Origin of the sequence: Cyanobium sp. T1G-Tous, from assembly GCF_024345455.1 — a bacterium.
Classification (GTDB): Bacteria; Cyanobacteriota; Cyanobacteriia; order PCC-6307; family Cyanobiaceae; genus Cyanobium_A.
In genome coordinates this window covers 1-10,505 of record NZ_JAGQBD010000037.1, presented here as the reverse complement: position 1 = coordinate 10,505, position 10,505 = coordinate 1, and the positions used below count along the sequence as shown (strand labels likewise).

10 protein-coding genes and 1 pseudogene are annotated in these 10,505 nt (G+C 54.4%); 6 read left to right on the top strand and 5 right to left on the bottom strand.

Going from position 1 to position 10,505, the window contains the following annotated elements; genetic code table 11:
* Nucleotides 1-430 precede the first annotated feature (430 nt).
* Entirely contained in the window at nt 431-1,255 is an 825-nt protein-coding gene (locus KBY75_RS14715) for an alpha/beta fold hydrolase (protein WP_255024480.1), read from the top strand.
* Between the two features lie 489 nt (nt 1,256-1,744).
* Here the strand turns inward: KBY75_RS14715 and KBY75_RS14710 are convergent, their stop codons facing one another.
* Nucleotides 1,745-2,227 carry a TerB family tellurite resistance protein gene (locus KBY75_RS14710; RefSeq protein WP_255024479.1) on the bottom strand — a complete coding sequence of 161 codons (483 nt, stop codon included), beginning with the start codon at nt 2,225-2,227 and terminating at the stop codon, nt 1,745-1,747.
* Between the two features lie 150 nt (nt 2,228-2,377).
* Between KBY75_RS14710 and KBY75_RS14705 the strand changes: the two genes are divergently transcribed.
* On the top strand, nt 2,378-3,364 hold the full coding sequence (locus KBY75_RS14705) for a putative oxygenase MesX (RefSeq protein ID WP_255024478.1): 987 nt from the start codon (nt 2,378-2,380) through the stop codon (nt 3,362-3,364).
* Between the two features lie 389 nt (nt 3,365-3,753).
* On the opposite strand, the gene KBY75_RS14700 is transcribed toward KBY75_RS14705, so the two are convergent.
* Nucleotides 3,754-4,557, bottom strand: coding sequence for a sulfite exporter TauE/SafE family protein (locus KBY75_RS14700; RefSeq protein ID WP_255024477.1), 804 nt, complete (start codon nt 4,555-4,557; stop codon nt 3,754-3,756).
* Between the two features lie 170 nt (nt 4,558-4,727).
* The gene (locus KBY75_RS14695) at nt 4,728-5,009 is read right to left on the bottom strand and encodes a hypothetical protein (RefSeq protein WP_255024476.1); all 282 of its coding nucleotides are present in this window, start codon (nt 5,007-5,009) and stop codon (nt 4,728-4,730) included.
* A 936-nt stretch (nt 5,010-5,945) separates the two neighbouring features.
* On the opposite strand from KBY75_RS14695, the gene KBY75_RS14690 reads away from it, so the two are divergent.
* Both KBY75_RS14690 and KBY75_RS14685 read left to right on the top strand, forming a co-directional pair.
* On the top strand, nt 5,946-6,206 hold the full coding sequence (locus tag KBY75_RS14690) for a DDE-type integrase/transposase/recombinase (protein WP_255024475.1): 261 nt from the start codon (nt 5,946-5,948) through the stop codon (nt 6,204-6,206).
* A gap of 137 nt (nt 6,207-6,343) precedes the next feature.
* Nucleotides 6,344-6,469 carry a hypothetical protein gene (locus tag KBY75_RS14685; protein ID WP_255024482.1) on the top strand — a complete coding sequence of 42 codons (126 nt, stop codon included), beginning with the start codon at nt 6,344-6,346 and terminating at the stop codon, nt 6,467-6,469.
* Between the two features lie 283 nt (nt 6,470-6,752).
* On the opposite strand, the gene istB is transcribed toward KBY75_RS14685, so the two are convergent.
* The gene (gene istB, locus KBY75_RS14680) at nt 6,753-7,520 is read right to left on the bottom strand and encodes an IS21-like element helper ATPase IstB (RefSeq protein WP_255024481.1); all 768 of its coding nucleotides are present in this window, start codon (nt 7,518-7,520) and stop codon (nt 6,753-6,755) included.
* Nucleotides 7,435-8,994, bottom strand: a complete 1,560-nt coding sequence (gene istA / locus KBY75_RS14675) for an IS21 family transposase (RefSeq protein ID WP_255024474.1) — start codon at nt 8,992-8,994, stop codon at nt 7,435-7,437. Before istA ends, istB begins: the two co-directional genes overlap by 86 nt.
* A gap of 298 nt (nt 8,995-9,292) precedes the next feature.
* Here istA and KBY75_RS14670 point away from each other — a divergent pair.
* Nucleotides 9,293-9,829, top strand: a pseudogene (locus KBY75_RS14670) (ISAs1 family transposase); the annotation flags it as partial.
* Entirely contained in the window at nt 9,820-10,356 is a 537-nt protein-coding gene (locus KBY75_RS14665) for an ISAs1 family transposase (protein WP_255024473.1), read from the top strand. The pseudogene KBY75_RS14670 and the gene KBY75_RS14665, both read left to right, overlap by 10 nt.
* Nucleotides 10,357-10,505 lie beyond the last annotated feature (149 nt).

The window sequence follows — 10,505 nt, the reverse complement described above, 5'->3', positions numbered from 1 at the left end:
GCAACGGCGGCTACCGATCAGTGCACGCAGGCCAGCAAGAACTGAGCCACGACATCAAGGCAATTCTCGCTCTTGGTGGCGTGGCCATGAGCACGACATGAAAGTACTTTTAGGCGGCCCTGGGGGGGGGGGCCTGCCGTCTGATGCAGAAGTAGGATGGACTCAGCAAAGCAGTCCTGGCCCTGGAAAGCGGAGATTTCCCGAATGGTCAGGCGGCCAATGATTTATTCTGTGTATAATCTGGCATTGAACTCGGGTCGACAATGCGATTGTTGGTGAGTGGAGGTCCGACCAGGAGCATCATAAGGCCTTAAAAGCTAGCCATAGGGCCTGTCAAGAGAAACCAGTGAAACCAAGCCTTCAAGCCGCTGCAACGCTTAGAAAAACATTTGATTGCTCTTCAGAAAATCCATAGTCTTGCCAACTAAGTATGCCATTCTATAATCACAAAGGCTGTAAATTGTATTACAAGAAGGGTGGAAGTGGGCCGAGGCTTCTCTTTTGTAATGCTTCTGCAACAACAATTGCCTCAACCCGCGACTTGTTGAACAAGCTGGCGGAGAAGTTTGAGCTAATTTGTTTTGACTACAGAGGAATGGGGCTAAGCGCCCCTCAAACAGATGCATATACAATGGCAGACATTGCAGGAGATGTACTCTCTCTGCTTAATTTGATTGGCTGGGAGAAAGCTGTTGTCGCTGGCTGGAGTTTCGGTGGAATGGTGGCACAAGAACTAGCAATTAGCCATCCAGATCGAATCGATCGCCTCGCGCTGCTATCCACCTCACCCGGTGGAGCCTACCCTTCATTTGGGCTCGATAGAATTGGGAACTTAACTTCAAATGTACGCGGAGGGCGCAGCCTTCAGTTAATAGATCAGCGCTGGACAACTGAGTGGCTGTCGAAGCACCCTGTAGACGCCTCAGCATTGGGCATGCTGGCAGGATTTGGAGCCAATGAATCTACATCAGGGACACAAGTGTACGGCATGCAGCTACAGCTAAAGGCACGAATGGGACACGACGTCGTTGATCGGCTATCGCGAATCTACTGTCCCACCTTTGTAGCTCATGGTCGACACGATTTAATTTCTCCACCATTAAATGGACAAGCCATTGTTGACCGAATCGCTGGCTCGAGCCTTCATATATATGAAGGCGGCCATGCCTTCTTCCTTCAGGATCCGAATGCCTGGTCAGATATTGCCGCATTTCTAAACCAGTGTGACAGCGAGTGCGCAGATAGCGACAAGTGAGCTACGTAAAAAACAAGAATACAGGCCGGAATTAACATTTTCTTGTATTATTTGGGATAACGTGGCCATCATGGTCGCAAAAGCTGATCTTGATCACAGTGCCCTCTCCGCTTAGCGGCAAAAAAAGGAGGAGCCGCATTGCATACCTGACTCATCTAACGACGCGCAATGAATAACATGTTAGAATCTTCTTGTAATAAAAAGGCAAGCGGTGACTAGAGTACACCACAAGCGAAATAAAGCCATCACGTGAATTGACAAGCCACGATCAAGGCCAAAACCCCAATATGATCTAATTAGCTGGAGTCTCGTTAAAATCACGGCCCACAACAGCCTAGAACATCAGTAGGGCACAACGAAAAATTCGGAACCCTGCGCAGTCGGTCCATGAGACTCATGTCCCTGTCAACCAGGGATTGGCGAGCCAAGATCAAAACCGGTAATTTTTCGTGGTGCCCAGTAATCACTTCATTAGAACATTGACTCAAACTAGAAGTGAAGGCCAGGTCCATCTGAAACGATGATAGTTTTTGGCCAAAAATCAAGATCACCAAATTCTCTATACAAGATTTCCCAGAGATTAGGGAGCGTAGGAAGCTCAGCTTCTGCCTCTTTTTCAAGTAGCAGAATAGTTTCATGCGGGAGGCCAAGCGATTGGCATAATTGTCTATAAACTTCTGCTTCAGCAGCGTCCACGGAATCATCCTCCTCTGAATTTCTAGAGACTGCTGACACCATGTAAGCAAGCTTAAGAGCAAGACATCGTTCTTCGGTGGTTAAGATAGCAACAGCAAGAAGACCAATGTCATTAGAGGTTGGAAGATCTGAATCCCAAGCTGACAAATTGTTTTGAAGAGAATAGCGTTCTATAAGTGTTCGTATTAGATTTTCCTCTTCTGGCGAAACCGATCCATCCGCTAAGGCCATCAAAGCAATGATCCGAAGCAGAATTCCCGAGACTTCAGGCTTCACTCGATAGAACCAACAACCTAGCTGATTGTATCATGTTTTAACTCGAAGTGATCTGCCATACAGGATGCTCCGGGTTTCCAGTTTAATGTTATGGTACATAGACTCTAACCAGTAGTTTTAGTACTTACTCGCCATTGAAATGGTATTGCTATGGAGCTTAAGCTTTCGACTACCCGACTAGATGCTTCTTACGTACCGGCTAGCGGAAGCCGCTTATCAACTAATTTTGCCAATCTTGCTAAGGATCCCAATAACCGTAGTCAAAGGATTAATTCTCTGCTGGCAAGAATTAATCAGCGTTTTTTCCTTGCCTTAGGAAATTCAGACGATCAAAGTCGCTATCAACTTGAAATTGATATTCTGACAATAGATATTCGTTTTGAAAACATGTCCACGGAGTGGTTCCCTATGACTGAAACTCTCTCGTGTCGAATTTTTGATCGGGTACATGACCGCTGGTTGTTGGGGCCCAAGGGATGCAACTATTCATCTTATGTGCGTGACTATGACTTTAATATTCTATTGCCACGGATGCGCGCAGGAAAAGCGAGTGCAGAGGAGAGTGAATCATTGGGCAAACTACACGGTCTCCTTTTTAAGTTACAGTTTAAAAAATACCACCCCGCAGGTGTGTTGGATGAACCTCTTGTAATCGTGATAAGTGCTGCGAATAAAAAAACCTATTACCGCAGTGGCACCAAGCACCCTGTTCTTGGCTACCAGTACCTTCCGGTAGATAGTGAATCGCTCACAAGCAAGTACTTTGGAAAAATGGGCCTTGAGGTTTCATACTTTATGCCTCCAGGAAGTCGCGCGCCACTGGCCTTCTATCACGAACCAGGCAACCTCCTTGACCGCAGCAGGATCTGTTTATCGGCCCTTATCGCAGTAATGGATACTTTTGAAAGTATCTACAGGCCAGAGATCTATAGTGCACGTTTACTCGCAGAAGATGTCTTCATTGCTGATCTTTCAAACATCAACTTTGACCCGCCTTTGGCTATCTACGATCGTATAGAACGCGACACCACACTGGGTCGCCAGCAGGCGGCTTTAGCATACACCGCTTTTCTATTACCCAATGAGGCAGCCTTACATCGCCTTGTGGCTGACTATAGCTATCTTCTTCCTGACTGAATAGTTTTGATAAAGTAGAGGTTTCACGAGATGTGATCATAATTGCATATCACCTCAAAACCCGGGGAATAGAGAGCACACTTATCCTGAACAACGATTTTTACCTCCAAGAAAAACTCAAAAGCACTGTTGGACAAAATTAATCACCAATTGCAACTGTCTATTTGTCGACTACACATTACCTCGCGCACATTCCGAGCAAGGATCGGCTTAACAATTATCATTTTATCAAATTTGGTTACGCAATGCGGAGTCGATTTAGGTTTTTCCTTTCACTTAGTTTTTAGACGCACTCTTGTGGCTAGTCTGCGCGAGTCAGGCTCGCTGCAGCGAACAAGCTATCCTCGCGGACTCAGAAATAGCTCGATACAGCCAATAAGCGAATGTGGTTAGCTAAAGAGGTAATATAGGCCAAGCGCGATGCCCGAAAGGATTACCACTGTACGTAGGATTCTTGGGTTTACTTTCCCCACCAACTTTCCACCTAAGAATCCACCAACAAGTGATCCAAATGCCATCAATACCGCTGCCCCCCAGTCCACCTCACCTGACCACAAGAATACGAGAGCTGCTGCGCTTTTGGCTACAAATGCGATTGCCTGCTTAAGACCATTCAGCTGGGTAAGTGTTCCGTGGAGGGTTACCCCAAGGACCGCAAGAAGAATGACACCCAAACCAGCACCGAAATACCCTCCATAGACTGTTGCAATCAATACTGCAGCAACTGCTAATAAATTCACCGATGCCATCGGCTGAGCCGCAGCACTAGACAATAGCCTTTGACGTAATTGATCCTGAATTGCCAGAAGTAGTGATCCCAGAAGAATCAGCCAAGGAACAAGACCAGCAAACACCTCCTCACTGCTGTTTGTGAGCAAGAAGGCACCAATGAGCCCCCCCGCTGCAGCGGCAGGTAGAAGCCAAAGAACTCTGGGCCCCAGAGAAGCGATCTCTTTGCGCTGGGCATATGTAGCGGCTAAATATCCGGGTAACAATGCAAGGCTACTAGTAATATTAGCCATAATTATTGGGATCCCTGTAGCAATTAGTGCCGGGAATGAGATCAATGAGCCCCCCCCTGCCACGGCATTAATCAGGCCGGCTGCTACTCCTGCCGCTGCTAGGCCGAGAAGATTATCTGCGTCCACTTGTCTACTTGCTAAACTTCCCGAGCACTTTACAAGGCTGAGCAACAAGCAAACTTCTGTGTTGCCAATCTCCCATTAGTGCTGGCGGTCTATCACCTTTGCTCATGCACCTTGGCCACCATCCAAAACGTTCGGGTCGATGCGCTTGGTTTTTGCTGTCACGATGACGTTGCCGAATCAATCGAAGACGCCTGGGCACTCCTTGAGCAGTAAGACTAATTAATTTTGCAAGGTTCGCGATTATTTGTTAAAAGGAAGAGAAGAATGGTGCAAGACAATCCGCACGGAGGCATCTGGGGTTCTTTGATAAAGCTCCAGGTTTTGTCGACTGTGGTTACTTTCCCGGTGGTATCGGTTATATGTACATTGCCCATTGTGATTGCCTGTGCTCCATTGAGCTGAATCACTTGATTCACCACCTGGCACTTACGCCATGGCTTCAGTGCAAATCCTTTATCGCCTGGGTAGCTGGGATTGTTGCCAACAAAATAGGCCAAGGCGCCCTCGCGGGTGGAGCGAAACGTCTGCTTGCCCGAGGCAAGTGTCGACTTAAAAGCAACCGGGCCTTACTGATATGCGTAAGCCTTGTCAATGACAGCCTCTGCTTTTTTGTAGCAGCGCCTTTTCCAGGATTAGCGTAGGTGCTGCTAATGTTAAGTAACGCATCGCACAAGCCATTCTGAGCTGCTATCACCTCTGCCTGGGTGATGTTTAGGTTCATCACCTGCACGGCAGGGCTTGCCAGGCCAGCGGAAGGGGACAATATTGATGTAGGTATTCCTAAGCAAATTGCTCCACCCAATGTGATGGCCCTATGAAATTTGGATGGGTTTGTTGCGGTCACGGGTGAGCAGATCATTAAAAAAGTTGCATCTTGTTGTTTGGGTTAGTTGTGGGGAGCTAGTAATGCGCAAAAGCTCTAGGTTGCTGCTGCGATAATGGTGTCATAAGTAAAGGTTGGTATTGGGAGATGCGCACCTCTAAGGCTGAACGCAAACGGCGACGTGAGGCCTCCCTAGCGCGCGTTGCAGATGGCTAAGGCTTCAGTGATGTCGTGACTTTCATGATGGCGCAATGGGGATGCTCGCGCTCAACCGCACAACGGGACTGTTGCTGAGCACAGGCCAGCTTGCCGCGAGCCTTCAGGGAGCCGACATCAAGCATCTAGTGGCGCATTTGTGCACCTCGGCTCAAAGGGTAGCCTTGAAGGCTGAACAGGCTGGTCAATACGCCGCAGAGAAGAAGAGCGCCAGCGCATCCTGCTCACCTGCAACGAGCCGGAATTCGCTGCGCTGCCCCCCGGGCAGATCGTGCCGATCCTTGCGGACCGTGGCCTGTTCATTGGCTCAAAGCGCAGCTTGTACCGTGTGTTGCACTGCCATGGCCAGGTCAATCGCCGTGGATGGGCCAGGCCACCACAAGAGCCGCGCGCTGTGCCACGGCTGAGAGCCGCTGGTCCAAATGAGGTGTGGAGCTGGGACATCACCTACCTGCCCACCACCGTGCACGGGATCTGGCTGTACCTCTATCTGGTGATCGACGTCTGGAGCCGCAAGGTTGTGGTCTGGGATGTTGCCGAGCGTGAGGATTCAGCCATTGCAGCGGATCTAGTGAGCAGGGCTTGCCTGCGCGAGCGGATCAGCAAAAGCCGCCAGCAGCCGCTGATCCTGCATGCCGATAACGGCAATGCCTAGCCGCAGGATTCTCGAAGAGTTGCGTGTCGCCACGCTGGAAAGCCCGCTGGAAGAGCTGGGAGTGCTCATATCCTTCTCTAAGAGTTCGCTGAAAAACCCCGTCGTCTCTGCGAAAATGGGCTAATCGCCCACCTGAGATGCGAGGTCACCGGGAGCGCAGCGGCTCCCTGTTCTCCTACGTGTCGATCGAGGAGCGAATCCCGGCCAGCAATCCGCTGCGGCGGATCAGGCCCTCGATCGCCTCAATCCCCAGGGCCGCCTAAACGTGTGTCCACGACGTTCTGGTTGGGCCTGTGTCCGGTGTCAATCAGGTTGATGGGTGGCGTCAATCTGGTTGACCGGTAGAAGCGTTTGTTTTGGGCTCTGCTGATTCCTGAGATTGCAGTTGGGACCTTGATCGTGACCAGGCTGTCGCGACGCGTCAATCAAGTTGTGGTTCCGGCGTCAATCTCAATGCTGGTGGCCCAGTTTTCGTGTCTCCGCCTTGGTTCTTCTTGGCAGCAGCGTTGGTGGCGTTGATCGTGACGGCGATGGCGTCCGCGTCAATTACGTAGGCGGGTCTCTCTGATCGCTGGAAACCCTTGCAGCTGCTGCTTTTTGTCTGTAGCTCTCGCCTTTGATGCCCACGATGTGACAGTGGTGCACCAGTCGGTCCACCGCTGCCACGGTCATCGATCCACTCGGGAAGATCTCGTCCCACTCCCGGAACGGCTGGTTGGAGGTCACCAGCAGTGATTTGCGCTCGTAGCGGTGGCAGATCAGCTCAAACAGCACCGAGGTCTCCAACTCGCTGCGGCGCACGTAGCTGATGTCGTCGATCACCAGGAAGGCATAGCGATCCAACTTTTGGATCAGGGCCGGCAGCTCAAAACTGGCCTTGGCCTTCTGCAGTAGCTGCACCAGGGCCGTGGCGGAGAAGAAGCGGCAGGCCTGGTCTTGCTCGATCATTGCCATCGTGATGGCAATGGCCAGGTGGGTTTTGCCAACGCCGCTGGGGCCAAACAACAGCAGGTTCTCGGCCTGCTGCAGCCAGGTGTGGCTGCGGGAAAGCACCTGCAGCTCCTGCCAGTGCTTGGGCTCAAGGTGCTGGTGATCAAAACCCTCAAGGCCTTTCTGCCACGGGAGATGGGCATCGCGCAGCAGCCGTTGGCGGCGTGCGATCTGGCGGTGGTCGACCTCCTGTTCACAGAGGGCGTAGAGGAACTGGCCGGGGGTCCAACCCTCGGCCTCAGCCTGCTGGGAGAGCGGCTGCCAGTGGCTGCGAAAGCGGGCGAGTTTCAGCTGCTTGAGCAGCAGCGGCAGGGCCCCTTCCACCGCCTGAGAGCGGGGCACCGGGGAGGAGGTGGTCATAGGAGGCAAGTAGGTGTTGGGAAATAACCGGATCAGCCAGGGAACTGCGGCGCGGCGGCACCCGGAAGCGCTGTTGCAGGAGCGAGAGAGACAGGGACTGGCGCTGCTGAGCTTGCTGCAGAAAGACGAGCACGAGCTCAAATGAGGCCACCCGCACTGGGACGTACAGCGCCTCGACCATCAAGCGCGCGGCAGCATCACGATCACCGCCAGCCAGGAGCTGCTGCCAGAAGTTCCACCAGCGCTGATCAGGGGAGAGGTGACGCTGGTAGCGGCAATGGAGCAGGGCCCTGGGCTTGGCGCGCAGGCCATCGATCAGGTGCTCCAGATCTATGCACCAGGCCCTCGGGCCATGGCTGCCGCTGCCATAGGCGCGAGGCAACTGGCAAACCCAGTCGCTGCCCAGATACACGATCAGCCGGTCATGGTGCAGCCGCACCGTGACCTGACGGCCAATCAGGCTCGGCGGCACCGAATAGATCACCTGCCGCACCTCGATCGTGCTGGTGCTCCGCACCCGCACCGTGAGCAGCTCGTAGTCGGCAAAGCGAAAAGCAGGCAGTGGTGTCAACCGTTCGAGTTCCTGCTCGTGGCGACGCTGGCGCGGAGCATTGAGGGCACTGAACACCTCGGCCAGCAGCTCGCCGTACTCGGCGGGTTCCTCGAAATCGCAGCTGCCGCGCAGGATCAGCTTCTGCTCCAGCCGCCGTTTCACATGGCCGTGCGGTGCCTCAACGATGCCGTTCTCGTGAGCCACACCGCGGTTGTTACGGCTGGGAGAAAGCCCGTAATGGCTGCAGAGCGCCTGGTAGCGAGGGGTGATATCGAGGGCGTAGCTGCCATCGCGGTTGCGGCTGGCAGCTGAGAGCCGATCGGTGCGCAGCTCTTTGGGCACACCGCCGCAGGCGGCCAGGGCGTTCTGCAGACCTTCTGAGAGGGCGACAAAGCTCTCACCGCCATGGATCACCTGCCCATAAGCCCAACCGCTCCAGGCCAGGCGGTAGTGGAACAGCAGGTGCTCAAACGGTTCTCCCCGCAGGGTGATTTCCACTCGTTTGACCTTGGTGAAGTCACAGAAGCCGATCTCGCCGGGTTGATACGCCAGCGGGAACATCACCTCAGGCGCCGGGCCATGCAACGCCTTCCAGTGCTGCACCCGCCGCTGCAGGGTGCGCTTGAGCGAACTCCAGTCCTGATCTGGCTTTTGCTCCTGCAGATGTTCCAGCAGGGTGGTTGGTGTCAGGGCCGGATGGCGCTCCAGCAGCGGGAGTAGCAGCGGATCCCAGACCTCAGCCAACGGGTCTGGTCGCCGCCGTCCACGGGGTTTAGCGGCTTTGGGTTGCAGGCGGCCTGAATCAATCCGGTGAGCACTGCTCGCCGAAATGCCCGCCGCAGCGGCAGCCACCTCCTGGCGGCTGCCGGCTCGTCGTTTGGACATGTACAGCGCAATCTGTTGAACGGTGAGAGGAGCAGGCATGGCCCGGTGCCCTGCGCATGGCAACCGGATTCAGCTGAACCCCTCAGGAGCGGTCAACCTGTTTGGCGCGACCCCTCAAACAGATTGTCTTTGGATAGGCCTGACAGCATTGGCTTTGGTCGGCGGGAATGGCTTGCCTCCATGCCCCAAACCCCTGATTCTGCCGTCGATCAGGCTGATGCCAATGATCTGATCAGCTTCCTCAAGGCCATCCCCGTAGGCGTAAGCCTTCTCCCAAGGAGTTGGCCGCTACCGCCGTGGGGTGCGCTACCCCCAATGGTTTCTGCTGCTCGTGGCGGTGCTTGGGATCCTGAGCGGCTGCCGCAGCTCGCGTGATCTCGAGGCCTTTGCTCGGCGGCATCGGCAGGCGCTCAACCAGGCGCTCGGCCTGGATTTCAAGCGTTGGCCATCAGACGCCACCTTCCTCTACCTGTTCAACAAAGCCCACCTGCAGACCTTTGGCGATGTATTTCAGGCCTGGATGATCAGCCAGATCCCAGGCGGGGCTGAGGGTCTGGAGCAGCTGGTGTGCGATGGAAAGACGCTCAGAGGCTCAGAGGTGGTGACCGAGGACGGCGGCCACCGATTTGTCGACCAAGTCACGGTCTATGCCCGGGCCCTCGGTGTTGCCCTGGCCCAGAAGGCCTACGACACCCACGAATCCAGCGAGAGGGCTGCGCTCAAGGAGCTGCTCAGCACCTTGGAGCTGGAGGGCACCTTGATCCAGGCGGATGCTCTGCACACCACGCAAGCGTTTTTCGCTGGTGCCTCGCCAAGGGGGCCGACGTGCTCCTGACGGTCAAAGGCAACCAGAAAACCCTGAGTCGCCAGATCCAGTGCCAGTTCCAGGGCAAGCGCCAGATCTCTTTCACCGCAACGGCTCAGGGCAAAAAGCATGGCCGGGACACCATCTGGGAGATGCGGGCCAAGGAAGCTCCGGATCACATCAAGGCGAACTGGCCTGGCGTGAGCTGGATCATCGAGATGATCACCACCACCGTGACCCGTAGAGGCCATCAGGTGCCACGAGCCCACTACTTCCTCACAAGCCTGAGGACAAAGCCAGAAGCCTTGCTAAGACTGATCCGCCAGCGGTGGTCGATCGAGAACGAGTGGCATTGGCCGCGGGATACGCAGCTGCACGAGGACGCTCACCGCTACGCCAAACGCAACGGAGCGCCGCTGTTTTTGTTCCTGCGCACGGTGGTGATGAACCAGCTGCGCAACGGCGGCTACCGATCAGTGCACGCAGGCCAGCAAGAACTGAGCCACGACATCAAGGCAATTCTCGCTCTTGGTGGCGTGGCCATGAGCACGACATGAAAGTACTTTTAGGCGGCCCTGCCTCAATCCCACCTTCTGTGAGCTGTACGCCTCAGAGGGGCGGCCCTCAGTGCCGCCGGAGCAGCTGCTGCTGGCCTCGTTGCTGCAGGCGTTCTACGGAATCTGATCGGAGCGGTTGCTTCTGGAGC

Coding starts and splice junctions, on each gene's coding strand:
- KBY75_RS14685 (WP_255024482.1), top strand. CDS start 6,344: ATGCGAGGTCACCGGGAGCGCAGCGGCTCCCTGTTCTCCTACGTGTCG.
- KBY75_RS14715 (WP_255024480.1), top strand. CDS start 431: ATGCCATTCTATAATCACAAAGGCTGTAAATTGTATTACAAGAAGGGT.
- istA (WP_255024474.1), bottom strand. CDS start 8,994: ATGTCCAAACGACGAGCCGGCAGCCGCCAGGAGGTGGCTGCCGCTGCG.
- KBY75_RS14705 (WP_255024478.1), top strand. CDS start 2,378: ATGGAGCTTAAGCTTTCGACTACCCGACTAGATGCTTCTTACGTACCG.